The organism is Nocardia sp. NPDC005998, from assembly GCF_040614395.1.
Classification (GTDB): domain Bacteria; phylum Actinomycetota; class Actinomycetes; order Mycobacteriales; family Mycobacteriaceae; genus Nocardia.
Genome location: NZ_JBEXUI010000027.1, coordinates 77,534 through 102,634, shown reverse-complemented (window position 1 = coordinate 102,634; position 25,101 = coordinate 77,534). Strand labels below are relative to the sequence as shown.

General features: G+C 67.1%; 23 protein-coding genes and 2 pseudogenes. 8 read left to right on the top strand and 17 right to left on the bottom strand.

Annotated elements, in window-relative coordinates; genetic code table 11:
* Positions 1-207 precede the first annotated feature (207 nt).
* The 5 genes from ABZ293_RS29175 to cobC all read right to left on the bottom strand — a co-directional run bounded on the left by ABZ293_RS29175 (position 208) and on the right by cobC (position 5,677).
* On the bottom strand, positions 208-1,494 hold the full coding sequence (locus ABZ293_RS29175) for a bifunctional RNase H/acid phosphatase (RefSeq protein ID WP_355185806.1): 1,287 nt from the start codon (positions 1,492-1,494) through the stop codon (positions 208-210).
* Positions 1,495-1,588: 94 nt separating this feature from the next.
* Positions 1,589-2,326, bottom strand: coding sequence for a C4-type zinc ribbon domain-containing protein (locus ABZ293_RS29170; RefSeq protein WP_355185846.1), 738 nt, complete (start codon positions 2,324-2,326; stop codon positions 1,589-1,591).
* 333 nt (positions 2,327-2,659) lie between these two features.
* The gene (locus ABZ293_RS29165; RefSeq protein WP_354960549.1) at positions 2,660-3,304 is read right to left on the bottom strand and encodes a hypothetical protein; all 645 of its coding nucleotides are present in this window, start codon (positions 3,302-3,304) and stop codon (positions 2,660-2,662) included.
* Between the two features lie 133 nt (positions 3,305-3,437).
* Entirely contained in the window at positions 3,438-4,613 is a 1,176-nt protein-coding gene (locus ABZ293_RS29160) for a Nif3-like dinuclear metal center hexameric protein (RefSeq protein ID WP_355185804.1), read from the bottom strand.
* Positions 4,613-5,677, bottom strand: a complete 1,065-nt coding sequence (gene cobC, locus ABZ293_RS29155) for an Rv2231c family pyridoxal phosphate-dependent protein CobC (protein WP_355185802.1) — start codon at positions 5,675-5,677, stop codon at positions 4,613-4,615. The genes ABZ293_RS29160 and cobC overlap by 1 nt, the downstream gene beginning before the upstream one ends.
* A gap of 17 nt (positions 5,678-5,694) precedes the next feature.
* On the opposite strand from cobC, the pseudogene ABZ293_RS29150 reads away from it, so the two are divergent.
* Positions 5,695-6,156, top strand: a pseudogene (locus ABZ293_RS29150) (low molecular weight protein-tyrosine-phosphatase); the annotation flags it as partial.
* 197 nt (positions 6,157-6,353) lie between these two features.
* Entirely contained in the window at positions 6,354-7,214 is an 861-nt protein-coding gene (locus ABZ293_RS29145; RefSeq protein ID WP_355185800.1) for an SURF1 family protein, read from the top strand.
* A 19-nt stretch (positions 7,215-7,233) separates the two neighbouring features.
* Here the strand turns inward: ABZ293_RS29145 and ABZ293_RS29140 are convergent, their stop codons facing one another.
* The gene (locus tag ABZ293_RS29140; RefSeq protein WP_355185844.1) at positions 7,234-8,145 is read right to left on the bottom strand and encodes a cobalamin biosynthesis protein; all 912 of its coding nucleotides are present in this window, start codon (positions 8,143-8,145) and stop codon (positions 7,234-7,236) included.
* 213 nt (positions 8,146-8,358) lie between these two features.
* On the opposite strand from ABZ293_RS29140, the gene sigJ reads away from it, so the two are divergent.
* Entirely contained in the window at positions 8,359-9,309 is a 951-nt protein-coding gene (sigJ, locus tag ABZ293_RS29135) for an RNA polymerase sigma factor SigJ (RefSeq protein ID WP_355185798.1), read from the top strand.
* Positions 9,310-9,360: 51 nt separating this feature from the next.
* Here sigJ and ABZ293_RS29130 read toward each other — a convergent pair whose 3' ends face one another.
* The 3 genes from ABZ293_RS29130 to ABZ293_RS29120 form a co-directional block, all read right to left on the bottom strand.
* Positions 9,361-10,881 carry a serine hydrolase domain-containing protein gene (locus ABZ293_RS29130; protein WP_355185796.1) on the bottom strand — a complete coding sequence of 507 codons (1,521 nt, stop codon included), beginning with the start codon at positions 10,879-10,881 and terminating at the stop codon, positions 9,361-9,363.
* A 38-nt stretch (positions 10,882-10,919) separates the two neighbouring features.
* Positions 10,920-12,035 carry an alanine dehydrogenase gene (gene ald, locus ABZ293_RS29125; RefSeq protein ID WP_355185794.1) on the bottom strand — a complete coding sequence of 372 codons (1,116 nt, stop codon included), beginning with the start codon at positions 12,033-12,035 and terminating at the stop codon, positions 10,920-10,922.
* Positions 12,036-12,110: 75 nt separating this feature from the next.
* Complete coding sequence (locus ABZ293_RS29120; RefSeq protein WP_355185792.1) at positions 12,111-12,878, bottom strand: MBL fold metallo-hydrolase; 768 nt, start codon at positions 12,876-12,878, stop codon at positions 12,111-12,113.
* A 72-nt stretch (positions 12,879-12,950) separates the two neighbouring features.
* Here ABZ293_RS29120 and ABZ293_RS29115 point away from each other — a divergent pair, with 72 nt between their 5' ends.
* The 4 genes from ABZ293_RS29115 to ABZ293_RS29100 all read left to right on the top strand — a co-directional run bounded on the left by ABZ293_RS29115 (position 12,951) and on the right by ABZ293_RS29100 (position 15,615).
* Entirely contained in the window at positions 12,951-13,934 is a 984-nt protein-coding gene (locus ABZ293_RS29115) for a helix-turn-helix domain-containing protein (protein ID WP_355185790.1), read from the top strand.
* Positions 13,931-14,446 (top strand): gamma carbonic anhydrase family protein, encoded by a 516-nt coding sequence (locus ABZ293_RS29110; protein WP_354959755.1) that lies wholly within the window; start codon positions 13,931-13,933, stop codon positions 14,444-14,446. The genes ABZ293_RS29115 and ABZ293_RS29110 overlap by 4 nt, the downstream gene beginning before the upstream one ends.
* A gap of 167 nt (positions 14,447-14,613) precedes the next feature.
* Positions 14,614-14,799 (top strand): hypothetical protein, encoded by a 186-nt coding sequence (locus ABZ293_RS29105; protein ID WP_355185788.1) that lies wholly within the window; start codon positions 14,614-14,616, stop codon positions 14,797-14,799.
* 168 nt (positions 14,800-14,967) lie between these two features.
* Positions 14,968-15,615: a TetR/AcrR family transcriptional regulator gene (locus ABZ293_RS29100; RefSeq protein ID WP_355185786.1), complete on the top strand. Its 648-nt coding sequence runs from the start codon at positions 14,968-14,970 to the stop codon at positions 15,613-15,615.
* A gap of 4 nt (positions 15,616-15,619) precedes the next feature.
* Here the strand turns inward: ABZ293_RS29100 and ABZ293_RS29095 are convergent, their stop codons facing one another.
* Genes ABZ293_RS29095 through ABZ293_RS29085 form a run of 3 tightly spaced genes read right to left on the bottom strand, consistent with a single transcriptional unit; the run spans position 15,620 to position 19,581 of the window.
* A complete protein-coding gene (locus ABZ293_RS29095; RefSeq protein ID WP_355185784.1) occupies positions 15,620-17,404 on the bottom strand; it encodes an N-6 DNA methylase in 1,785 nt (594 codons plus the stop codon).
* A gap of 18 nt (positions 17,405-17,422) precedes the next feature.
* Positions 17,423-18,661: an acyltransferase gene (locus ABZ293_RS29090; RefSeq protein ID WP_355185782.1), complete on the bottom strand. Its 1,239-nt coding sequence runs from the start codon at positions 18,659-18,661 to the stop codon at positions 17,423-17,425.
* Complete coding sequence (locus ABZ293_RS29085) at positions 18,658-19,581, bottom strand: SGNH/GDSL hydrolase family protein (RefSeq protein WP_355185780.1); 924 nt, start codon at positions 19,579-19,581, stop codon at positions 18,658-18,660. The genes ABZ293_RS29090 and ABZ293_RS29085 overlap by 4 nt, the downstream gene beginning before the upstream one ends.
* A 56-nt stretch (positions 19,582-19,637) precedes the next feature.
* On the opposite strand from ABZ293_RS29085, the gene ABZ293_RS29080 reads away from it, so the two are divergent.
* On the top strand, positions 19,638-19,880 hold the full coding sequence (locus ABZ293_RS29080; RefSeq protein ID WP_355185778.1) for a hypothetical protein: 243 nt from the start codon (positions 19,638-19,640) through the stop codon (positions 19,878-19,880).
* Between the two features lie 548 nt (positions 19,881-20,428).
* Here ABZ293_RS29080 and ABZ293_RS29075 read toward each other — a convergent pair.
* The 5 genes and pseudogenes from ABZ293_RS29075 to ABZ293_RS29055 all read right to left on the bottom strand — a co-directional run.
* Positions 20,429-20,792: pseudogene (locus tag ABZ293_RS29075) on the bottom strand (cation:dicarboxylase symporter family transporter); the annotation flags it as partial.
* A 49-nt stretch (positions 20,793-20,841) separates the two neighbouring features.
* A complete protein-coding gene (locus ABZ293_RS29070) occupies positions 20,842-22,275 on the bottom strand; it encodes a carboxyl transferase domain-containing protein (RefSeq protein ID WP_355185776.1) in 1,434 nt (477 codons plus the stop codon).
* Positions 22,276-22,476: 201 nt separating this feature from the next.
* Positions 22,477-23,727, bottom strand: a complete 1,251-nt coding sequence (locus tag ABZ293_RS29065) for a KasA/KasB family beta-ketoacyl-ACP synthase (protein ID WP_354959745.1) — start codon at positions 23,725-23,727, stop codon at positions 22,477-22,479.
* A 10-nt stretch (positions 23,728-23,737) separates the two neighbouring features.
* Positions 23,738-24,037, bottom strand: a complete 300-nt coding sequence (gene acpM, locus ABZ293_RS29060) for a meromycolate extension acyl carrier protein AcpM (RefSeq protein WP_014982996.1) — start codon at positions 24,035-24,037, stop codon at positions 23,738-23,740.
* Positions 24,038-24,160: 123 nt separating this feature from the next.
* Positions 24,161-25,075 carry an ACP S-malonyltransferase gene (locus tag ABZ293_RS29055; protein WP_354959744.1) on the bottom strand — a complete coding sequence of 305 codons (915 nt, stop codon included), beginning with the start codon at positions 25,073-25,075 and terminating at the stop codon, positions 24,161-24,163.
* Positions 25,076-25,101: the final 26 nt, after the last annotated feature.

The window sequence follows — 25,101 nt, the reverse complement described above, 5'->3', positions numbered from 1 at the left end:
ACTGTTCGAAGACCGATGTCATCCCCGACCAGACAGGCGGCGGGATGCCTGTGCCTGACCGACCCGAAGCCTACCGCTATCCGCGTGTCTGAAACGTTACCGTGTGAGATTCACCCCAAAGGGGCCGTTTCGACAGGCCGAATCCGTTGCCATGCGCCATAATTCACGCTTTGCAAAAAGTACGGATTGGTCGGATGCCGAAACCTCTCAGAGGTAGGACGTGTCGTTGACCAACCGAACCGAGGATCCGCCATCCGGATAGAACTCGGCGATCGACAGCGATGCCAGGTCCAGATGCAGGCGATACAGCAGCGACGGGCCGACACCGAGCGCGAGTTGCAGCAGGGTCTTGATGGGAGTCACGTGGCTCACCACCACGATGTTCTGACCCGGATACAGGGCGACCAGATCGCGGCGGGCCGCATCCACGCGTTCGCGGACCTGGTCGAAGCTCTCGCCATTCGGTGCTGGCGTCGAGGGATCGCCGAGCCAGCGGGCGTGTAGTTGCGGATCTCGTTGTGCGGCTTCGCCGAAGGTAAGGCCCTCCCAGTCGCCGAAGTCGGTTTCGATGAGGCCGTCGATGATGCGCACGGGCACATCGAGTGCGGTTGCGGCGGCTTCGGCGGTGTCTCTGGCGCGGCCGAGCGGGGAGGTGACCACGGCGGCGATACCGGCCTTCGCGGCGAGCATCTTCGCGGCGCGGGCGGCCTGTTCGCGGCCGAGGTCGGTGAGCGGCGGATTGCCGCGGCCAGAGTAGCGGCGCTCGACCGAAAGCGCGGTCTGACCGTGGCGCAGCAGTAGAAAGCGGGTCGGGCGGCCGGTCGCGCCGGTCCAGCCGGGTGCCTTTTCGGCGGCGGTCGGTGGCTCGTCGCCCTCGGCGACTCGGGCATCGGCCGCGGTCGACTGCGCGTCCCTGGCCTCGTCGATCCAGCTCGGCAAGTGCTCCTCGGCGCCGTGGGCGGATGTTTCGTCGGTCCAGCTCAGCAGTTGCTCTTCGGCATCGCGCACCTCCTCCGCCACCGTGGCGGCGACCGCCCCGGCATCGAGCAGCTGCCGTTCGGCGGCATGCACCTCGCCGATCAGCGTGCCGTCATCCATCGCCTCGTTCGCCAGCCGGTCGGCATGGGAGTTCTCGGCGCGCGGAATCCAGGTGAAGGTGACCGTGTCGAATCCGGCGACCAGCCTGCGTGCCCGGTCCGCCAGCGGAATCATGGCCGGATGCTTGACCTTCCAGCGCCCGGACATCTGCTCGACGACCAGCTTGGAGTCCATCCGCACCGACACCATCCGAGCTCCGAGCTCGGCCGCCGCCTCCAAACCCGCGATGAGCCCGCGGTATTCGGCGACATTGTTGGTGGTGATGCCGAGGTATTCCCTGCGCTCGGCGAGGATCCGGATGTGATCGCCATCGAAGACGACCGCACCGTAACCGGCCGGCCCCGGATTGCCCCGGGAACCGCCGTCGGCCTCGACGATCACCTCGCGCTGGGTCATTGTTTCCCTCGTCCTCTTCGACCACCCGGCCTCGTTGGACCGCCCGCCGCCGGCAGCGGAACCGACGCGGGTACTGATACCCGCATCGGAAACGTCACAAACCCGACTCTTTGGTACGCACCAGGATCGCACCGCATTCCGGGCACCGCACGATTACATCGGGCTCGGTCTTGGCGATCCGCGAGATCTCGCCGCGGTCCAGTTCGATCCGGCACGCACCACATCGACGCGCCTGCAACAGCGCCGCGCCGACACCGTGCTGGCTGCGCTGACGGTCGTAGATGCTCAGCAGTTCGGCCGGGAACAACGCCAGCAAATCCTTGCGATCGGCATCGCAACGCCCCTGCGCCACATCGAGATCCGCCAGCGCCTCATCGCGCAGCCGCTGCGCGTCGGCCAGATCCTGTTCGGTCTTGGTGAGCCGCGCACCGGCATGATCGTGATCGGATGCCGACGCCTCGCGGCGCTCCATCACCTCGAGCAGTTCGTCCTCGAGTACCGACCGGCGCCGCTCCAGACTGCCCAGCTCGTGCTGGATCTCCGAAAGCTGTTTGGCGCCCACCGAACCGGCGGTCAACATGCCGCGGTCGCGCTCTTCGCGCTTGCGTACCGCCTCGACCTCGCCCTCCAGCTTGCGAATATCGCGGTCGAGATCGTCGAGCAGGATCTCGACCGCCACCGCCGCATCCTTGTGCGCATTCCGCTCGGTCTCCAGCCGCGCCACCTCCTGCTGCTCGGGCAGCACGGTGCGCCGATGCGCTATCCGCGTCAGTTCGGCGTCGACAGCGGCGAGCTGGAGCAGCTTGGCCTGGACAGGTGGTTCGACATTCAACGCGGACAAACTCCTGGACGCTATGGACGGATGGGGGCACGTGAGCCGCGGGGGCGGCGATACCAGTCTTCAACCGTACCCCGAATGGTGGGTGATTCGGTCCGAGGCCACGTCATCAGTTCATGCACGAAGTCGCGGCGCATATCGGCGACCGTGGCGTGAGCCACAGCGACCTCGGTTCGATCCTTCGCACGAATGTTCGATCCGCGTTCGGAGGCTCGGACGGCAATTCCCGTGACGACCTTCGCCTCGCCGGTCTTCGGCAGCCGCGGCTTCCCACCCGCGGTGACCGCGAAGCGGGCGTCACCCTTCACCAGCGCCCCGAGCTTTGCGTCAGCTTCCCGGGGCTCGGGTTTTGATGGCGTCGCGGGAGATGAACACGTCGTAGGTGCCGGGTGTGGCGATGACGGCATTGCCGTAGGCGGAGCGGACGAAGGGGTCGGTCCACCATCTGTGGTTGCTCATATCGTTGAAGAAGTCTTGATCATCGCCATTGACGAAGATCTGGTTCTGCGTGGTGGCGACGCCGTCGAGGCGCTGGCCGTAGAGGCGCGTGACCTTGTAGCCGGAGTGGAAGCCGAGGGCGTTCACCCAGGGCTTCAGTTCGACGATATTGGCCTGCAGCACCCACAGATCGCCCTCGACCTGATATTTCTCGTGCTTGTCGGGATGGTCCTCGTCGCCATAGAGGGTGAGGTCGACCTCGAGCCGATGGTTTTGGCCCGCAACCTGACTCACCACCACATGTGCCGCCTTGATCTCCCCGCTCAACCCGAGGAAGGTCTGCATGAGCGTCACCACCCACAACAGGAGCACGGCGACGACCAGCAGCACCAGTCCACCCGCCCCGCGCCCGATCAAAACCCGCAAACCGACCTTGCGCACCATCACGAGCGCCGATATCAGCAACGCGACCGCGACCAGGATGACCAGCATCAGCCCGATCTGCACGATCCCGAAGTCCACCGGGAAGTTCATGCGGTAGTTGTACCCCGTACCGGTGCGTCGACTCAGCTGAACGGCACACCACTCCCGGCAACAGTCACGACACGCCCCGAACACGCCGCCGCACAGGATAGTTCGGGCTCGTGCGAGTTGATCAGGGTGTGCGTCACACGGTGACGCTGACCGTCCAGGGATCGGTGCGCAGCGTGGACACGCGGGTTTCGAGGTCCGGTAGCGCGGTCTGCACCACCGTCTGCGCCTGTGCGCACCAAGGGAATTCGGTCGCCCAATGCGCCGCATCGATCACGGCCGGACCACCGCGGCGCAGGTGTTCGTCGACCGGGTGGTGGCGCAGATCGGAGGTGACGTAGGCATCCACGCCGAGGCGCGTCACGGTATCCAGATAGGAATCGCCCGCGCCGCCGCAGACGGCGACGGTCCGGATCATCCGATCCGGGTCACCGGCCGCGCGAACGCCCCAGGTCGTCGCGGGCAATGCGGCGGCAACCCGAGCGGTGAACTCGCGCAAGGACTCCGGTTCGGGCAGTACACCGACGCGACCGATGCCGAGTCCCGATGGCAGTGCGGCGCGCTCGGTGACGTGGTAGGCGGGATCTTCATAGGGATGGGCGTCCCGCAGTGCCGCCAGCACGGCGGCACGCGCCGAGGGTGGCGCGATGACCTCGAGGCGATCCTCGGCGACCCGCTGCAATTCCCCGATCGCGCCGACCGCCGGATTCGCCCCCGCGACCGGACGGAACTGCCCGATTCCCGGCACTCGGAGAGCGCAGTCGCGATAGGTTCCGCTACCACCCGCACCGGCCGCGAACAGCGCCGCCAGCACCGCATCGGCATGTGAGCGCGGCACCTGCACCACCCAATTATCCACGGCGGCTTGCGGTTTCGAATCCAATGGACCGGTGACAGCGAGCCCGAGCGCCGCCGCGAGCGCATCGGAAACCCCCGGATCAGCGGAGTCGGCATTGGTATGCGCCGCGAACAGCGCACATCCGGACCGGATGAGCCGATGCAGCAGCGCACCTTTGGGCGTATCGGCCGCGACGCTGTCGACCCCGCGTAACAGCAATGGATGGTGCACCACCAAAGCCTGTGCCCGCCAATCGATCGCCTCATCGACCACCGCCGCCGTGGCATCCACGGCGAACAGCACCCGAGTCACCGCATCCCCCGGATCCCCGCACACCAACCCCACCGAATCCCACGACTCCGCCAACTTCGGCGGATAAGCCGCGTCGAGCACCCCGATAAGTTCCGCCAGCGTCGTCACGATCCGCCTACCTCCACTCCATCCACGCCCTGACACACCCGTCCGGGCCGACATCAAATCCCCGAGGCACGAATACCGGCGACCAGCCGATCGACCTCGGCCGCACCGCGGACGGCAACACGGATGTAGTCGGGTCCGAGTCCGGGGAAGGTATCCGCGCGGCGGACCGCAATTCCCTGGTCCGCCAAGTGTTTCCGCAGGAGTTCACCATCGGACACGCGCAGCAGCAGAAACGGCCCATCGGCGGGCGCGTGAACCTGCACACCCAGCGCGGTCAGTCGTTCGATCATCGAATCCCGGTCGACGGCGATCGTCCGCGCACGCTGCTGGGTGGCGGCCACCGCATTCGGCTCGGCGGTCGCGATGATCGCCTCGAGTTGCAGTGTCCCGAGCGGCCAGTGCGCGCGACCGTGGTTCAGCCGGGCGAGGACGTCGGATGCGCCGAGGAAGTAGCCGCAGCGCAGGCCCGCCAACGCCCAGGTTTTGGTGAGGCTGCGCAGGACGAGGATGTCCGGATCGGTCGAGGCGGCCAGCGACTGTGGTTCACCGCGGACCGCATCGGCGAAAGCCTCATCGACCACAATGATCCGGCCGGGCCTGCGCAGCGCCCGGATGGTGTCGGCGGGATGTAGCACCGAGGTCGGATTGGTCGGGTTGCCGAGCACCACCAGATCGGCCGCGGCGGGCACCAGGGCCGGATCCAGCGTGTACGGCGGTTCGAGGACGACGCGGGCGACCGGAATATCGGCCTCGCGCAGCGCCAGTTCGGGTTCGGTGAACGACGGATGCAATACCGCGGCCAGCCGGGGTGCGAGTCGGGGCAGCATCGCGAAACCCTCGGCCGCACCGGCCAGCAGCAGCACCTCCTCGGCGGTACGGCCGTGTCGGGCCGCCACCGCACTGCGCGCGGCGGATTCGTCAGCTGCGCTCGGATAGCGGCCGAGGTCGTCGAGGCGGGCGGCCAACCGGTTGCGCAGCCAGTCCGGCGGCGCACTGCCCTGCACATTCACCGCGAAATCGAGCATGCCGGGGCGCGCGTCGACGTCACCGTGGTGACGCAGTTTCGCGTGATCGACCTGTTCATCCGGCACGAGAAAACACCCTACGTGGCGGCTCATCAGGGCGACCGGCCAGAATGGCTGTCGTGGGTGAGTTGCACGTGTCGTTCGTCTGTACCGGCAACATCTGCCGATCGCCGATGGCGGAGAAGATGTTCGCGGTCCACCTCTACCGCGAGGGGCTCGCGGACCGCGTGCGGGTCAGCAGCGCGGGCACCGACGGCTGGCACGTCGGAGAGGACGCCGACGACCGCACCAATGCGACACTGCGCCGCCACGGCTATCCGACCGGTCACGTGGCCGCGAAATTCGGCAACCAGCACCGCGACGCCGACCTCCTGGTCGCCCTCGACTCCGGCCACGAACGCCGATTGGCCATGCTCGGCATCCCATCGGATCGCCGCCGCCTGCTCCGCAGCTTCGACCCGGACGCCGACTCCCTCGACGTCCCCGACCCCTACTACGGCGACACCGCCGACTTCGACCTGGTCCACGACCAGATAGCCGCCGCCATTCCCGGATTGTTGGACTGGGTCCGAGGCACCCTCGCCGCTCGCAACGGCACGTCCACCGATGACGTCGAAGCCGACGCGCCCCATGGCGCCGCGATCCAAGGCCGAAGAGCTGCCCGGTCCGGTGACGACACGGGTACCCAGCCGAGCACGGCCCGCGGAGCAGCTCTCGGCGAATCAGACCAGACGGTCTCTTGCAATCCCGTCCACGACGGACACGCATGATGCGCCGACTGACCTTCCTCCTGCGTCCGAGCTGGCTGATCCTGGCCGTTCTCGTGGCGGCCTTCGCCTATCTCTGCTTCACCGTGCTCGCCCCCTGGCAGCTCGGCAAGAACACCACCACCTCGCACCGCAACCAGCTGATCGCCGATTCGGTGGATGCCGCCCCGATCGATATCACCACCGTCCTGGACGACCAGGGCACCGATTCGCACGCCGAATGGCGTCGCGTCATCGCTACCGGCAGCTATCTGCCGAACTCGACAGCACTGGTCCGCCTGCGCCACCTCGACGGCGCCCCCGGCTACTCGGTACTGGCCACCTTCAAGCTCAACGACGGCCGCATCCTGCTCGTCGACCGCGGCCTGGTCGCCGCCGTCGACGGATCCCGCCCACCGCAGATTTCGGACCCGCCGACCGGTCCGCAGCGGATCGAGGCCCGAATCCGGATGTCGGAGGGCGTCACCCCTGGCAAGGACCCGCTGGTCCAGGACGGCTACCGCCAGGTGTACTCGGTGGACACCACCCAGGAAATGGCCGTCCTGCAGGAGCCACTGACCGCGATCCCCACCGGCGAACGCGGCGGCTACCTGGAACTCAGCGAAAACCAGCCCGGCGCCTTCACCCCCACGCCGCTGCCCCAACTCGACGCGGGCCCATACCTCTCCTACGGCCTGCAATGGCTGGCCTTCGGCATCATGGCACCCCTCGGCCTCGGCTACTTCGTCTACGCCGAAATCCGCGAACGCCGCAAAGAAAAGACCCCGGCGGCCCCGAAACCGACCCCGACCGCAACCCCGACCCCCGCACCGGCCGCCACCAACGAACAGCGCCTCGCCGACCGCTACGGCGGCACCCGCTGAGCCGTGCGCGACCTCGGCGTCAGCGCCGCAGGACCGACCAGAGGGCAGCCGTGAGAACAGCGCCCAGTTGGACTGCCTCCGACATATGTACAGCCCGACGCAGATCCGCTACCCGAGGTGCCGGGCCGTCGCCGAGGGTGGGTCTCAATTCGGTGCCGTAGCGGTATTGGGTACGGCCGCCGAGGCGGACGCCGAGCGCACCCGCCATGGATGCCTCGACCACGCCCGCATTGGGGCTCGGGTGTTCGGATGCGTCGCGCCGCCAGGCGCGCAGTGCGTCGGCGGGATGTCCGCCGACCATGGGCGCCAAGGCGGCAGTCAGCATGCCGGTGACGCGGGCTGGCAACAGATTCGCGAGATCGTCCACCCGGGCGGCGGCCCAGCCGAAACGCAGGTAGCGCTCGTTGCGGTAGCCGATCATCGCGTCCAGCGTATTGACCGCGCGGTATCCGAGCAGCCCCGGCGTCCCGGCGACCGCACCCCACAGCAGTGGGGCCACCGTCGCGTCGGAGGTGTTCTCCGCGATGGATTCCACTGCGGCACGGGCCAATCCGTCCGCATCGAGTGCCTCGGGATCGCGCCCGCACAGCGATGGCAGCAATGCCCGCGCACCCGTCAGATCACCGGACTCGAGTCGATCGGCCATATCCCGCCCGGTGCGCGCCAGGCTGCGCCCACCGAGCACCGTCCAGGTCGCCAGCGCGGTCGCCACCACCCCGCCACGACGCAGCCCGATCCCGAGCGCCGTCACCGCACCGACCAGCAACACCTCGTGCACCACCCCCGCCGACCGCCGATCGGCATAGGTCGCCCGCTCCAGCGCGCTTGCCGCCGAACCGAATCCGGCCACCGGATGCCACCGCTGCGGATCACCGAACGCACGGTCGAGCGCGAAGCCGAGCACCAGCCCAACTGTCGTCGAGGTCCCCATTCGCACCCGGCGAGGGTATCCGGTCCGCACCTCCCCACAACGCACGCGCCCCAGCGAACCCGGCAACACCGCGCGGGCCCCGACGGTGATGGCCAAGCCCGAGCAGTGCGCCACCGCGACTCAGATGTCACACTCGCTAGCCCTGTTTCGTCATCGTGATGACGACTCATAAACTCGCCCCCGAGGGGGCCGGACCAACGAACGGCGAGAACAGTGACCGCAGACCAGCCCGCCTCCGAACCGATCGACCAGGCCGAATTGGCTCGGCGTTTCGAGGAGCATCGGCCGTATCTGCGCCGGCTCGCCTACAGCACGCTCGGCAGTCTCACCGATGCCGATGATGTGGTGCAGGATGCATGGCTGCGCCTGCAGCGCCAGTACGAGGCCGGGACCGTGGGCGAGATCGAGAATCTGCGCGCCTGGCTCTCCACCGTCACCGGCCGTCTCGCCCTCGATCAGCTCGGCTCGGCCCGCGCCCGCCGCGAACAGTACGTCGGCGAATGGCTGCCCGAGCCCGAGGTCACCAGCTGGGACGACCCGGCCGACCGGATCACCCAGGACGAGCGCGTCACCACGGCGCTGCTGGTCGTACTGGAATCCCTCTCGCCCGCGGAGCGCACCGCATTCGTATTGCAAGATGTGTTCGGTATGAGCGGTCCCGAGGTCGCCGAGGTCGTCGGCCGCACCCCGGCTGCCGTGCGACAACTCGCGTCGCGCGCCCGCAAGCGCGTCGAGGACGGCACACCCCGTTTCCCGGCCTCGCCCGACGAGCAGGAGAAGGTCGTCTCGGCCTTCGCGGTCGCCTGGCGCTCCGGTGACCTCAGCGCACTGCTCGGCGTACTCGATGCCAATGTCAGCCTCACCGCCGACGGCGGCGGTAAGGTCCCCGCGATCCGCCAGCCGGTGCACGGTGCCGAACTCATCGCGAAGATGCTGCTCGGCTGGTACCACGCACCGTCCGCGGCGGGCGCCTGGGGCCGTGCGGTCCTGGTCAACGGCACGCCCGGTCTGGTCGTCTTCGACGGCAACCATATCGGCGTCTTCGCCTTCACCATCGACAGCGGCCGCATTACCGCCATCAATGTCGTCCGCAATCCGGACAAGTTGCACGACCTCCCCACCGAAGGCGCCCCCGACTGGTACCTCGGCCCGAACGCCGAATAGTCCACGCGGCCCGCACATTCCCATGTGCGGGCCGCCGTCCGACACCGCCGCTCAGGCAGACGCCTCGGCAACCGGTGCTTCCCGCTCTGCGTTTCCCCCAGAACGCTTGCGCCGCAACACGATGAACCAGACCACGCGCGCGAGGAGAACACTCACACCCGCCAACGCAGCGATGCCGAGAAACACCACGAGAGCCGGCCACACATAGGTCACCTGCAGGAAGGTTCCGGCCCGCCCCCGGAAGACGAGCCCCGCGAGCTGCGGCAGCACAGCCAAGATCACAATCGGAGCCAGGTACGGCAATTGCCGCAGAGCGATCGACCACGGGGGTCGGGCGGCCTGCCGGTCGGCCCACCGGCGCGATCGCAGCAGGCAGAACCCACCGAAACCGACCGTCCCGAGTGTCAACAGCGCCATGCCCCAGTCCGCCCAGATGCTCCACGGACGGTGCACATCCGGCGTCGAGCCCCGGGTCAGCTCGACCAATCCCTGCGCGATGATCCCGGGATCATCCTCCAGCGACATACCGGTATCGGCGATCACGGCAATCCCGTACCCGGTATCGGGCAACAGCACCTGTTCAGCGGTATAGGTGAACCAATCGGCGTTGTGCGAGAGCTGCACCCCGTGATCGGATTGCGCACGCCGCCAACCCATTCCGTAGTCGCCATCGCCCGCCGCGGACGGTGTGTGCATCTCGGCCACTGCCGCACCGGATACCACCCGCTGTCCGTCCGGCGCCAGACCGCCATCGTTCTGCGTGATCAGCCACCTGGCCAGATCGGCGGCCGTAGTGATCACACCGTGGCTACCGCCGACGAACCAATCGGGCTCCGCGACCGGTATCGCGAACCCGTACGCCCGAATGTATCCGTGCGTCACATCACCGGCCGCGCGTGCCGTATCCACCGTCGTACTGTCGCGCATCCCGATGGGCCCGAACACATTGCGCCGCAGATAGTCCGCGAACGGTTCCCCGCTGACCACCTCGACCAACCGAGCGGCCACCTGATAGTTCGGATTGTGGTAGTTGAATCGCGTCCCCGGATCGGCGGCCAATTTCGCCGTCCGTAGTCGCTCGACGGCCCCCGCCAATGAATCCGCCTGCGGCCGCCGCAGATCGGGAAATGCGGTATCCGACATGCCCGAGGTCTGATTCAGCAGCTGCCGCACCGTGATCCGATCACCGCGCGGATCGGCCAGCCGAAAGTCCGTGAGGTACTGACGCACCGGCGCATCCAGACGCACCCGCCCCGCGTCGACCAATTGCAGCACGGCCAATGCCGTCATGGACTTGCTCACCGAGGCGATCGGCATTCTCGTCGTCGCGGTAATGGCCGAACCGGTGGAATCGTGACCGTACCCCGCGACATACACCACCTGATCCCCGTGCGTAATCGCGATCGAAGCCCCCGGCAACCGTGTCCGCGAAAGGTATTCGGACATATACCGGTCCACCGCGGCCGGATCGACGCCCATCGGCGCCGCGACCGCCGCACCGGAGTAGGGCAGCAGCACCAGCAGCAAGGTGATCACCAATACCGATGCCCGCCGTAGGTATTCCGCCGTCACCGATCTCGCCCTTGTCATCATCTGTCCGCGTCGAGCCGTCAGCCCGCCAACCACACCGGCTCGGATATCGAATACCCGTGCGCCGCCGCGACCTCCGCCGATAGCAACCGCCCCTTATCTGCGGCAACCCCATGCGCGAGATCAGGATGCTCGGTACACGCCTCGCGCCACCCGTGATCGGCGATGGCGCGCACATACGGCATGGTGGCATTGATGAGCGCGAGGGTCGCGGTATGCGGCACCGCGCCCGGCATATTCGCCACACAGTAGAACAGCGAATTCGCCACGCGGAAGGTCGGGTTCGCGTGCGTGGTCGGATGCGAACCGGCAAAGCATCCGCCCTGATCGATAGCGATATCCACCAGCACGGAGCCGGGACGCATACCGCGGACCAGCTCCTCGGACACCAATTTCGGCGCCCGCGCACCGGGCACCAGCACCGATCCGATCACCAGATCCGCACCGAGCACCGCCCGTTCGATCTCGACCGCATTCGAAGCCACCGTCGAGACCCGCCCCTGGAACAGCGCGTCGAGTTCGCGCAGGCGCGTCAAATTCGTATCCAGCACGGTGACTTTCGCGCCCATCCCGGCCGCGACGGTTGCCGCGTTCGTGCCGGCGACACCACCGCCGAGCACCACCACATCCGCCGGAGGCACCCCGGGCACCCCGCCGAGCAGCAGCCCGGCGCCCCCGAGCGGCGCCATCAGGTGATATGCGCCGACCTGGGGCCCGAGCTTGCCAGCAACCTCACTCATCGGTGCGAGCAGCGGCAGCGACCCATCCGCCGCCCGCACCGTCTCATAGGCGATCGCGGTGATACCCGACCGCAGAATCGCATCGGTGCACTCCCGCGACGCGGCCAGATGCAGATAGGTGAACAGCACCTGCTCGCGCCGCATCCGCGGATACTCCTGGGCGATTGGCTCCTTGACCTTCAGCACCAGCTCGCCCTCCCGCCACACCTGATCGGCGCCGGGCACCATCCGGGCACCTGCGGCGACGTACTCCGCATCCGGAAAACCCGAACCCACCCCCGCGCCGGTCTGGATCAGCACCTCGTGCCCGTGCCGCACCAGTTCTCCGGCACCGGCCGGGGTCAGCGCCACCCGAAACTCCTGCTCCTTGACCTCCCGCGGAACTGCGATCCTCATATCGCCATCGTGGACCACGGACCGGAGCTTCGCCATGAACGCCGCGCGCTACCGAGGCAGTTCGCCACCGCGCGGCTATACCTCGAACGGCTGGCCCAAGCGCGGGATCCGCAGCTGAGCGGCCCGTCCGGCGTATTCGAAGTTGCGGGCCAGGTAGTCCAGCGGCTCGCTGAAGTGGTGCCATCCCTCGCCGTGCACGGCGACGACCACCGCATCACCGAGCAATTCGGCGGCCTCGAGTGCGGTGCGCCCGTTCAGCGTCACATCGGCGTCGCCGAACCGCCCGACATTCGCGCCCCCGACATTGAGGACGGCGATATCGATCCGCCCGATCCGCTGCACGATCTGCTCGACCAGCGCCACCGAGGCATTGTCCCCGGAGACGTACACGGTCGGCTGCTCATCGGCCTGCAGTACGAACCCGGTGACCATCCCGCTCAGCGGTTCGCACCCTTCGGGCCCGTGCAGTGCGGGCACACCCGTCACGCGCACATCACCCACCGTGACGGTCGCCCAGTTCTCCAGTCCCCGAACACCGTTGATGCGTCCGGCCGCATCCGTGGTCGAGAGCACGGTCGGCACCCTGGTCAGGAACTCACGACCCGAGGTGTCGAGATTGTCCGCGTGCTGATCATGTGAGAGCAGCACCACGTCCACCGGCCCGACCGCATCGGCCGATACCGCCGGGCCGGTCAGCTTGTGCAGGGTGATCGGACCCGGGTAGGCGCCGGGAGCATCGAAGGTGGGGTCGGTGAGCCAGGTCAGCTTGCCGTACCGGAAGCGCAGGGTGGGCCCGCCGATGTGCAGGGCTTCGACGGTGGTGCGTTCGATCGTCTCGGTCATGCGATCAATATTTGCCGACCGCCCTGAGTGATCAAAAGTGGCCCGTGAGCCGCCCAGCGATAAGATCGGGCCATGCGTACCGTCGCCGTCCTCGCCTTCGATGGCGTCATCCCCTTCCACCTGTCCGTGCCGACGCTGGTCTTCGGCCGCGTCGGCACCGAGGGCAGCCCCGACTACCGCGTCGAGGTGTGCGCAGAGCGCCCCGGCACCCTGCGGACACCCGCGGGATTCGACATCGTCGTCGACACCGGACTCGACGCCTTCGAGCGGGCCGACCTGGTGGTCATCCCGAGTTGGTTGCGCGATAAGCCCATTTCGGACGACCTGCGCAACGCACTGCACCGTGCCCACGCCCGCGGTGCCCGGATCGTCGGCCTGTGCCTGGGCGCCTTCGCGGTGGCGGCGAGCGGTTTGGCGGACGGCCGCGAGATCACCACCCATTGGGCCGCGGCCGACGACCTCGCCGCCGCCTATCCCGCGGTCCGGGTCCGCGCCGATACGCTCTGGTCGGATCTCGGCGATATCGTCACCTCCGCGGGCGTCGCCGCCGCACTCGACTGCTGCCTGCACCTGGTACGCGGCGATCTGGGCAGCCGAGCCGCCACCGAATTGGCCAGGGCGCTGGTGACCGCACCGCATCGCAGCGGATCCCAGGCCCAATACATTCCGGTTGCGGTGCCCGACGCCGCCGACGACGATCCGATCGAGCGCGCAATGGTCTGGGCGCGAACCAATCTCGGCGAACCGATCGATCTGGACGGCTGGGCCCGCGTCGCACTCATGTCGCGGCGCACCTTCACCCGCCGCTTCCGCGATCGCACCGGCAGCAGTCCGCAGCAGTGGCTGCTGCACCAGCGCGCCGACCGGGCCAGGCTGCTGCTCGAATCCACCACCGACACCATGGACCGCATCGCGGCCGAGACCGGCTTCGGCACCGCGGTCAGCCTGCGCCACCACTTCCACCGCATCCTCGGCACCAGTCCGGCCGCGCACCGCGCGCTGTTCTCGGGGACCCCTACGGTGTCGCCGATCACGTCGTCTAGGTTTTCGGCATGAGGATCGAGGTAAGCGGACACACGCCGGAGATCGACGACACCGCGTGGATCGCACCGAACGCGACCGTGATCGGACGCGTGCGACTGGCCGCCGAGGTGAGCATTTGGTACAGCGCGGTGCTGCGCGGTGATCTGGAGGCGATCAGTGTCGGCGCGCGCACCAATATTCAGGACGGCTGCGTGCTGCACGCCGACCCCGGCTTCCCGCTCACCGTCGGCACCGGAGTTTCGGTGGGGCACAACGCGATCCTGCACGGCTGCACCGTCGGTGACGATGTGCTCGTCGGCATGGGTGCGACGGTGCTCAATGGCGCGGTCATCGGTGCAGGCAGTCTGATCGCCGCGAACGCTCTGATTCCGGAGGGCGCCCAGATTCCGCCCGGCTCGCTGGTCGCGGGTGTGCCCGGCAAGGTGCGCAGGGAATTGAGCGAGGCCGAACAAGACGGCATTCGGCTCAATGGTGCTGTGTACCTTCACAACATGGCCAACCACCGGGTCGCCAAGCAAGTGTGAGACAGACCACACTGATCAAATGTCCCTTCGGAATCGCTGATAACATTTTGCCAGCGTGCCCGGTGTCCCGGGATCTCCCGCCGACGCTGCTGTCGAGTGGCCTGTAACGCGGAGGGTGAGCCCACCGGGATGGTGGGCTGCGTAGCGTGCAGGCAGGAGGTATCACGGTGGCGTACGTGCAGCAGGGTATGCACCGGCCGTCGCGGCGGATCAGCGTGGCCGATATCGCGGCCCAGCCGGGCGGGATCGAGGCGCTACAGCGACGGGTTCACGAGTTGCGCTCCAGCGGAGTGGATTTCGCCGCCAATGCGATCGAACAAGAGATGGCGGAGCTGGATCTGCCGCGGCACTGATCACGCGCGCACGCTCGCCGAACCGTCGAGCGATAGCACTCCTGTCGACCTCTGGCGCCGATCCCCGGCCGGCCCGTCGCGACCCGGTGAAATAATGAACACCGATCACCCGCACCGTCGCGACGCCCAGCCACCATCGGCGTCCGAGCCGATACGACTGGAGACTCGATGCCGACCGTCCCGCCCATCCTGCAGCGCATCCTGGAGAAGCCCGTCAGCGATGGCGAGAAGCTGCTGGAGAGCGCGCTGTCGGCATTCCTGGACTTCGGCATCAAACGCACCAGCATGGGCGAGATCGCCCGGCGCGCCGGAATCAGCCCGGCGACGCTGTATCGCCGGTACGAATCGAAGAACGACCTGGTCGAGGCGGTCAGCGTGCGTGAGGCACAGCGCTTCGTCGCCGAGATCGACAAGCGCGTGCAGAAGGTCGAGGGCGTCGAGGAACAGCTGGTGGAGATCTTCGTGGCGGTGATCACCGAGATCGCTGGCAACGAACTGTTGCGCAGGCTGCTGCGGACCGAACCCGACCTCATCCTGCCCCGGCTCACCACCGACGCCGGGCCGATCATCGCGGTCGGGCGCACCTATCTGGCGGAGAAGCTGCGCGAACTCCGCAGCGGTGCCGACGACGACTTCGACTTCGAACTCGTCGCCGAGATCATGGCGCGGCTGGCGCTCTCACTCGCGCTGACACCCGATGGGCTCATTCCGATCGATGATGTGACGGCGGGTCGGGCATTCGCGCGACGCACACTGCTGCCGATGGTCGGTGTCCGCACCGCCGCCCGACCCGGCATCAGCACTCTGAAGCGCTAGGCCCTCAACGCATTTCGTATACTCGCGGCCCGAATGCGGCCGCCACCCACTCATCGAGCAGTCGCAGCGAATTCGCGTCCGGTACCCGCCCGCCGTCGACGAACTCTCTGACCAGCTCGACGACCCCGCCCGCCCGCATCGTCGTCGGATCCGGCAGCGGCAGCCGCGAGACGTACTGGGTGATCCACCGCCGCCGCCCCGAATACAGCCGATTCCCGCAAACCGCATCGTAGAACCGCAGCCCGAGTGCCGAATTCGCCACGCCCATCAGCAAATACGCGAGCCGCTCGGCCGCACCGTCCACCCCGAGATCGGCCAGCGACATCCAGTAGCAGTCCCCGTTCACCACCGCCCCCGACCGATCCAAGGCGAACCGCGGCCGCTCGCTGATATCGGGAAATACCACCTTCGGTACCCGCCACAAATGCGGCCGCTGCGGCACCCAGATCTCGAACCACTCCCGGCCGCTGCCGGTCAGATACTTCCGACCGGCCAAAGTCTCTCGATTCTCCTCCAAATACGCTGCGGCCCGGGGAAAGTCCCGCAGATCAACCGGTATTCGTGTGGGCTCGGAAGTGTCGTACGGATACAGCACCCTGGTGTCACGCTCCCGCGAAATCCGCCACGGCTCGACATCGTGATGGGTGATCAAATCGAATAGCAACTCCCCCTCCGGCCGCAGCTCCAGCTCCGCCCAGCGATCGGAGATGAACACCCGATCCGCAGTTGTCTTGATCCCCACCCGAATCCGCCCCACCTCCCCGAATGTCCGCCAGGTCCCCGCCTCCACCTCCCCCAACCACCCATCCACCCCGGGCCGCGACATCCGCCACGCCCTCTTTCCGCCCCCATCACCGGCCCCCGAAGCCCCCGCACCCCCATCCACACCGTCACCCCACTGACCTGATGCCCGACCGCTGGTCTCCGTCTGATCGCCGGTTGCCAAGGCGCCGACCTCGACTGCGAAGATACGTCCGCCATGGTTGACGGTGTGGCTGCCTTCGGCGGTCAGGGCCTCGAAAAGATCTGTTCCACTGACAGTTTCGATGGTGTCGACCTCATAGGCCGAGACGTGGCGGCAGACGACGCGAGACGACGTGCGGGTGGCAATGGTGACGGCGGGCAGCACCGCCGCCTCGAAAAGTTTGGTATCGCCCAGGTCGTACAGTTCGACCGGAGACAGCTCGGTGAGCAGCAGACTGCGAATATTCGCACCCGCCCTGGTGGTGAGAAACCGGTTGGCGCACAACAATCCGAGCACCCCGTCCGGCCGCAGCAGCCGCGGCGCGATCGCGACGAACGGGTGGGTGAGGTCGATCCGGCCGCGCAATCCGAACTGCTTGCTGAGCAGCTGGGCGGTCGGCCCACCCAACTGCTGCGTCCGCACATACGGCGGATTGGTGATGATCGCATCGAACGACCCGTCCGCGATCACCGCCGACGCCGTCAGGAAGTCGCCGATATGCCACTCGACCACAACCCCCGCCGCCTCCGCCCGTTCCCGCGCCATCGCCACCCCGGTTCGGTCCAGGTCATATCCGACCAACTCCACCTGCACGCCCGGCAACACCTCACCGGCCACCCGATGCAGCGCGAGCAGCAGTTCACCGTCCCCACAGGCCGGGTCGAGCACCCGCAATACCCCACCGTCATGCGACGCCTGCCCGGTACCGCTGGGTCGCGGTATATGCGCGACCAGCCGCTGTGCGAGAAAGCGCGCCAGGGCAGGGGGCGTGTAGTGCCTACCGTGCCGTTTGCGGTCGCGCGCGGCAGGGTCCCCGGGATTCATGCCAGGGATTCTGCCTCGTCATGACCCAACCACGGCGGAAACGCGGTCGACCGGTTCCCCCGAAGTCGCGGGCGGGCCCGCGGTGCGGCGGCCGGAGAAGCGGCGCATGAGTGGTTCGTCCACCCAGTGGTAGATCGCCGCGGCCGCCGCCGTCGCGACGATCAGGCTCAATGCGGCGAACCCCAGCCAGCCGAACAGGCCGAACTGCCTGCCGCCGATGAACAGCCGGGTGATCAGCACCATCACCGGGAACTGGATCAGATAGAAGGCGAAGGAGATATTGCCGAACCACACCATTCGGGGCGAGGCGTTCAGCCCGCGCATACCGGCCAGATCCCGCGCGGCCAGCGTCGCGACCACCGCGGTCATCGGCGCGAGCAGCAGCGCCGACATTTTGTAGTTCACCGGAACCACCCAGGTGGCAGCGAAGGCGACGGCCAATGCCAGCAGCGGCCAGGTCAGCCGCGTATTGCGCCAACGACCCTCCAGCACCAGCCGCGCGGCGAACACCCCGAGGAAGAATTCGGGCAACCGCGACAGTGGAAATGTGTAACTGAGCCAATAGGCCGGAGCAACAGGGATATCCGGCTGGGCGAACCACGCCGGTGACGCGTGCAGCTCGAAGTATGGCGATACATCCCCCGGAACAAGCCGTGGCGCAAAGGCATTCTCGATGCCCTTTGGTCCGGGAACCCACAGGAAGTATGCCGTGTGCAGCGCGAGGATCACCACGAGCAGCCCCGCCATCACCCACCACACCCGATCGCCGCGAATGCGCCGCACCACTGGCAGTGCAAGCGGAAAGCTCAGGTAGAACAGCATTTCCGCGACCAGCGACCACGATGGCACATTGAGCCCGCCGACCGTCGTCCACTTCGGCACCCAGGTGTGGATCAGCAGTACGTTCGGTACCCAGACCACCAACCTGGACAGCGGCACGCTCGCGATCACGATGAACGCCACCGTCGCCACCAGATGCGTCGGGTAGATCTTCAGCACTCGCCGCCAGTAGAACCGCGGCACCGAATTCCCCGGCCGGAACGACCAATAGATGATGAATCCGGAGAGCACGAAGAAGAACGTGACCCCGGCCGCGCCCAACTGCATCGGCATCACCTGATGGATATGCCGGAACAACTCGGACTTCTGAAACGGGTAGACCGGCAGAAACACCAAGGCGTGCAACAGGAATACCGCGAATGCGGCCCACCACCGCGCTCCGGTCAGCGAAGGCAGGGCGGGCCGCTGCTGGGTCACTTGCCGTACCGCTCGTAGAGCGCTCCTGCGACCACCGAATCACCGTGCGCCGAGGGATGGAACGGAATCCCGACCAGATCCGCACGCGGATCGAGCGCACCGTTCAACCATGGCTGCGCCGAACACAATCCGTGCCCGGCGGTCACCGCCCTGGAATCGAAGAATTCGATCCCGAGCTGCGCCGCCGCGTCCCGCTGGGCCGCATTGATGCGATCCAGATACCGTAGCAGCGCCGCGCCCCTCGGCTGTACGTACTGCCCGACGCCGAGCACGCTGATACACGCGAAATCCTGCCCGGCCGGGAACAGTTCGGGATAGCCGACCAGCACGATCTTCGCCTGCGGCGCGTAATAGCGCAGATATTCGACCACCTCGCGGATGCGCTGGGCATAGTCACTGCCGGAAACGCCCCGATAGTCGGTGATCCGGCCCTGTTCGGCCGCCTCCAGCCCACATCCGTCGGCGAGGTTGAATACGCACGGGATCAGCGAGGTCCACAGCGTGGTCCCGCTCGCGCCCCAGCTGTCGTTGAGCCCGAACTGTATCGCGATCAGCTTGGTTCGCGGGCCGAACGCACCCGCCTTATCGGCATTGATCGCCTCCTGAACCAGCGAATAGCCCCGCTCGGTCTGAATGGCCGCACCGGAGCACGACGCGTCCACGAAGTCCGGACTACCCGCGACACCCATCAATTGGCTCAGCTGCGTCGGCCACGAGGCGGGTCCGCGCAGACACTCCTTCGCATCCACTTCCCATCGGAAGCCGTTGGCGGTGAAGGAATCTCCGAGCGTCACCAGGGCACTGCCCGGTGCCGCGGCCGGAGCCGCTTGCGTTGCCGCGGGCACCCAGGCCGCGGCAGCGACGCTCGCCGTAATCGCCCCGAGCCACCGGGCACAACGACGAGAAAGCTTGCTGGTCAAAACGATCACTCCGCTATCAGTAGCCCGCGCGCGGTTCGAATCCGGGTGCGGTCAATGTGGGTGCCGGCTTGGCCGGTTCCGGCTGCGCCGCCGGTGGCGCCTGCGGTGCCGGCTGCGCCGCCGGTGGCGCTTGCGGTGCCGGTGCCACTTGCGGCTCCGGGGCGGGCGGCGCCAGCGATGTCGCTTCCGGCGCGGGCACCACTTGCGGAGCGGGCGCAGGGGCCTCGGGCGCACTACTCGACGGCGCGACCGCGCTGGTCGACGCTACCGCGGTCGTCGACGCACTGGTCGGGGTGTGATCGCCATGCGATTCGGTCCCGCTACTGCATGCGGTGGCGCCGAGAAGCACCGCACCACAGGCGAATACGGCGGCGAGACAAACCTTCAACACGTTCCCCGTTCTAGAGATCAGGAGTAGCAGCATTTCAGTCCAGCCCGCAGAGTACAAGCCGAGTCGGACCCGTATGGCATCTTTCACCGAATTACCTGCCCCACCAAACTCCCATTTCCAGCGTCTCGACCGCCGCCCAGCCACGACACCCCACCCCTCAGGTCACTATCGAGCTGCCGCATACCGAATGAGCGCCTCGCACAGGGCACGACCTGCGAGGCGCTCATTCGGTATGCGCGAGCCGAATCCGGGGCCGGTCAACCCGCCTGGCGTCCGGGCGTCTCCGTCATTCCGGGACCCGGTTCCGGTGATATCCCGGGCGGTGAGTTCGGCGCCGCAGCAATCGCATCGCAGGGAGACATGCGCCTCGCCGGTGCACCCGCGGTGCCGGTACGCGACCGGCGGCCGTATGCTACCGATCGGTCGTTGCCCGGCGGCGGCTTTCCCCGCCGCTCCTCAGCCCGCCTCCGCCGAATACGCGACCATCGGATCAGCGTCCTGCAACGGCGGCACCTGTTCTCCATCCAGCACCTTGCGCATTCGCTCCGAATCCAATTGCCCCTCCCACTTCGCCACCACAAACGTCGCAACGCAATTGCCGAGCAGATTCACCGTGACCCGCATCGAATCCATCAGCCGATCGGCCCCGAGCAACAGCGCGACCACCGCCACCGGAATCGACCCGTGCCCGATGGTGGTGATCGTCGCCGAGAGCGCAAGAAATGACGACCCCCGGAACCCCCGCCATACCTTTCGAGGTCAATATCAACACGCCGACTGCCGTGATCTGCTCGCCGAGACTCAGATCCACACCAAGCGCCTAAAAGCGGGCCCCGGGAAAATCCCGAGACCCGCTTCCGCTACTGGATTTACAGCGGAATGTTCTTGTGGTGACTCTTGCGCACCGGCGCTGCCGCCAGTGCCGCGGCGATGGTGCTGCGGGTCTTGGCCGGGTCGATGACCTCGTCCACCACACCGATCGCGATCGCCCGCTCGACACCACCGGCGATGCGCTCGTGCTCGACCGTCAGACGCTCGTGCAGCGCCGCACGTTCGTCCTCCGGCGCGGCCGCAAGTGCCTTCTTGTGCAGGATGCCGACCGCGGCCTTGGCGCCCATGACGGCGACCTCGGAGCCGGGCCACGCGTACACCGCGGTCGCGCCCAGCGACCGGGCATTCATCGCGATGTAGGCGCCACCGTAGATCTTGCGGGTTACCAGCGTGACGCGTGGGACGCGGGCCTCGGCGAACGCGTGCAGCAGCTTGGCACCGCGGCGCACCACACCCTCCCACTCCATGCTGACACCCGGCAGGTACCCGGGCACATCGGTAAGCACCACCAGCGGAATACCGAACGCGTCGCACAACCGCACGAAACGCGCGGCCTTCTCGGCACTTTCGGAGTTCAGGCAGCCACCGAGGCGAATCGGGTTATTGGCCAGCACACCCACGGTGCGCCCGCCGAGCCGTCCGAGACCGGTGACAATGCTGCGCGCGTAACCACCCTGCAGCTCCTCGAACGAGGACTCACCGTCGACGTTGTCGAGCAGCTCGTGGACGATCGGCTTCACGTCGTAGGCGCGCTTGGCCGACTCCGGCATCATCGCCTTCAGATCGACGTCACCGTGTGCGGCGGCGATCAGATCGAATTCGCCCTGCTCGGCGAACATCGACACCAAGCGACGACCGCGGTGCAGCGCATCGGCCTCGTCATTGGCCACGATGTGGGTGACACCGGACTTTTTGCCGTGCGTCTCCGGACCACCGAGGGTCGCCATATCGACCTGCTCACCGGTCACACTGCGCACCACATCGGGACCGGTCACGAAGACCCGCCCCTCCGGCGCCATGATCACGATGTCGGTCAGCGCGGGACCGTAGGCGGCACCACCGGCCGCGAAGCCGAGTACCACCGAAATCTGCGGTACCAGTCCCGACGCGCGGACCATGGCCTCGAAGACCAGCCCGACCGCGTGCAGCGCCTCGACACCCTCGGCCAGGCGAGCGCCGCCGGAATGCCAGATGCCGACTACCGGAATGCCGGAGTCGATGGCGGTATCGATCGCGTCGACAATGTGCTTGCAGCCCTCCACGCCCATCGCGCCGCCCATGACGGTGGCATCGGAGCAGTAGGCAACGGTGCGGACACCATCCACCTCGCCGATCGCGGCCAGCACGCCGGACTTGTCGCGCGGGTGCAGCGGCAGAACGGTTCCCGGGTCGAAGAAGCGTTGGAGCCGACCGAGCGGATCACGCGGATCGGTCGCAGTTTCTGGTCGAAACGCGGGAGCCACAATTGTCATCGCGTTTTCTCCTCACCTCAAGGCAGTGCGCCGCTACCGCGGCTGCGTATGTCGAACACCGGTGGGGTCGACCGACTTTGGCGTTGGTCGACCCCACCGGGATCGTTGTGCAGTCAGCCAGTCTGAGCGGTCAAGCCCCGGAGGCGGCAGCTTGCGCTGCCATGTCGGGGCCCCGCACAGACTGAATCGGTTACCGAGCGGCTATGCCCGACCGAAGGCGAGCGCGACGTTGTGCCCACCGAAACCGAACGAGTTGTTGATCGCGTACTCGATCTCCTGGCGGCGAGCCTCGCCGTGCACCACATCCAGATCGATCTCCGGATCCTGGTTTTCCAGGTTCAGCGTCGGCGGCACGAGGCCGTCCCGGATGCTGAGCACGGTGAGCACCGATTCGAGCGCACCGACGGCGCCGATCGAGTGCCCGAGTGCCGACTTCGGCGCGTACACCGAAGCGTGGTTGCCCACGGCCTTGTTGATCGCGTTCGCCTCGGCGGTGTCGCCGATCGGAGTCGCGGTCGCGTGGGCATTGATGTGGGTGATGTCCTTCGGCGTCAGACCCGCGGTCTGCATCGCCCTGGTCATCGCCCGTGCGGCACCGTCGCCCGTGGGGTCCGGTGCGACCAAGTGGAAGCCGTCGGAGGTGATACCGGCGCCGAGCAGCCGCGCGTGGATCGTCGCACCACGTGCCTTGGCGTGCTCCTCGGTCTCGATGACCATCAGCGCACCGGCCTCACCGAAGACGAAACCGTCGCGATCCTTGTCGAACGGACGCGAGGCCCCCTTCGGATCATCATTGCGGGTGCTCATCGCGCGCATCATGGTGAATGCCGCGATCGGCACCGCATCGATGAAACCCTCCACGCCACCGGTGACGACCATATCGGCGTCACCCATGACGATCATTCGCCATGCATTGGCGATGGCCTCGGAGCCCGATGAGCATGCCGAGACCGGAGTGACCACTCCTGCCCTGGCCTTCAATTCGAGGCCGACGACGGCCGACGGACCATTCGGCATGACCATCTGAACTGCCAGCGGCGAAATCTTGCGATAGCCACCGTTCTTCAGCTTGTCGACCGAGTCGATGAGCGCGTCTCCGCCACCGAGTCCGGTACCGATCGCCACACCCAGACGCTCCGGGTCGACCTCGGGGCTGCCCGCGTTCTGCCAGACCTCACGACCGAGAACGGTCGCGAGCTGCTCGACGTAGGCCATGCGCCGACATTCGACACGGCTCAGCAGGGTGTCGGGTCGAACCTTCAGGTGACCGCCGATGCGGACCGGAAGGTCGTACTCCTCGACGAAGGAATCCTCGAGAACGTCGATGCCGCTCTCGCCGTTGAGGAGTCCCTTCCACGTCGCATCGACATCACCAGCGATCGACGTGGTCGCCGCCAGGCTTGTAACGACGACGTTGGGGAAGTTCCCGTTCAAGGTGGAAGGAGTGGTCACAGTGTCGGCCCTACTCGGCGTCGAACTTGGCCTTGAGCTCCGCGGCCGCGTCAGCGTTCTCGGCCTCGAGCTTCTGGATGTAGGCGACAGCGTCGCCGACCGTCTTCAGGCTGGCCAGATCCTCGTCCGGGATCTTTACGCCGTACTTGTCCTCGGTCTGAACCGCGATCTCGACCATGGACAGCGAGTCGATGTCCAGGTCATCGACGAAGGACTTCTCGATCGTCACCTCGGAGGGCTCGATACCGGTCACCTCTTCGATGATCTTGCCGAGTTCCTCGACGATTTGTTCCTGGGTCAGAGCGGCCACTTCGTGGCTCCCTTCTTATCTACTTTGTAGGGCTTCACTGTTGTTTTTCGAATCGAGCGAGCCGATGGTTACCGCTTGCTCGGTCACGATCGTGCATTTGATTACACAATCGCCGGTGGAAAGCTAGCCGGAAGTGCTGAGCCCGGCCAACGCGGGGAGGTCTTCGGGGGTCTTCAGGGCCAAGGTTGGCGTGCCCTTCATCTCCCGTTTTGCGATACCGACGAGCGTGCCCGCCGGTGGCAACTCCGCCACGGCCGAAACCGCCGCCTGTCGCACGGTTTCGGTGCACAGATCCCACCGGACGGGCCGGGTGACCTGCGCCGCGAGCTTAGCGACCGCGTCGGCACCCGAGGCGACCGGCTTGCCGTCGAAGTTCGAAAGCAGGGTCCGGGTCGGCTCGTTCGGCGTGATCTTGGCTATGGCATCCGTCACAGCATCCTGGGCCGGGGCCATGAACGCGGTGTGGAACGCCCCCGCGACGGGCAGCGCACGCACCCGCGCCTTCTCGGGCGGGTTCGCGGCGAGTTCCGCCAGGGCGGTCAAACGTCCGGCGGCCACGATCTGCCCCGCTGCGTTGCGGTTGGCCGGGACCAGGTCGAGTTCTTCGAGCCGCGCGAGCACGGCGGCCTCATCGCCACCGAGCACCGCTGACATGCCGGTCGGTTCCAGCGCGCACGCCTTGGCCATTTCCGCACCGCGGATGGCGGCCAAGGTCACCGCTTCGTCGGCGGAGATGACTCCGGCGACCGCGGCAGCGGCGAGCTCACCGACCGAATGTCCGGCAACGATGGTAGCCGCCGGAAGCGACTCCGGCTCGATTTCGGCATATGCCAGCAGGGCCGCGGCCACGACGAGTGGTTGGGTCACGGCGGTGTCGGTGATCTCCTCCGCCGTCGCGGTGGTGCCGAGCCGGAGCAGATCCAGGCCGGAGGCCTTGGACCAGATGGCGAGGCGATCGGTCGCGCCTGGAAGGTCGAGCCAGGGCGCGAGCATGCCGGGTGTCTGGGACCCCTGTCCAGGGGCGAACAACGCGATCACACCTCTAAGAGAACACTGTGAGGTGC

Coding starts and splice junctions, on each gene's coding strand:
- ABZ293_RS29140 (WP_355185844.1), bottom strand. CDS start 8,145: ATGGGGACCTCGACGACAGTTGGGCTGGTGCTCGGCTTCGCGCTCGAC.
- ABZ293_RS29160 (WP_355185804.1), bottom strand. CDS start 4,613: ATGTCGGCCCGGACGGGTGTGTCAGGGCGTGGATGGAGTGGAGGTAGG.
- ABZ293_RS29165 (WP_354960549.1), bottom strand. CDS start 3,304: ATGAACTTCCCGGTGGACTTCGGGATCGTGCAGATCGGGCTGATGCTG.
- ABZ293_RS29115 (WP_355185790.1), top strand. CDS start 12,951: ATGCGTACCGTCGCCGTCCTCGCCTTCGATGGCGTCATCCCCTTCCAC.
- ABZ293_RS29070 (WP_355185776.1), bottom strand. CDS start 22,275: ATGACAATTGTGGCTCCCGCGTTTCGACCAGAAACTGCGACCGATCCG.
- ABZ293_RS29175 (WP_355185806.1), bottom strand. CDS start 1,494: ATGACCCAGCGCGAGGTGATCGTCGAGGCCGACGGCGGTTCCCGGGGC.
- ABZ293_RS29145 (WP_355185800.1), top strand. CDS start 6,354: ATGCGCCGACTGACCTTCCTCCTGCGTCCGAGCTGGCTGATCCTGGCC.
- ABZ293_RS29100 (WP_355185786.1), top strand. CDS start 14,968: ATGCCGACCGTCCCGCCCATCCTGCAGCGCATCCTGGAGAAGCCCGTC.
- ABZ293_RS29095 (WP_355185784.1), bottom strand. CDS start 17,404: ATGAATCCCGGGGACCCTGCCGCGCGCGACCGCAAACGGCACGGTAGG.
- ABZ293_RS29120 (WP_355185792.1), bottom strand. CDS start 12,878: ATGACCGAGACGATCGAACGCACCACCGTCGAAGCCCTGCACATCGGC.
- cobC (WP_355185802.1), bottom strand. CDS start 5,677: ATGAGCCGCCACGTAGGGTGTTTTCTCGTGCCGGATGAACAGGTCGAT.
- ABZ293_RS29110 (WP_354959755.1), top strand. CDS start 13,931: ATGAGGATCGAGGTAAGCGGACACACGCCGGAGATCGACGACACCGCG.
- ald (WP_355185794.1), bottom strand. CDS start 12,035: ATGAGGATCGCAGTTCCGCGGGAGGTCAAGGAGCAGGAGTTTCGGGTG.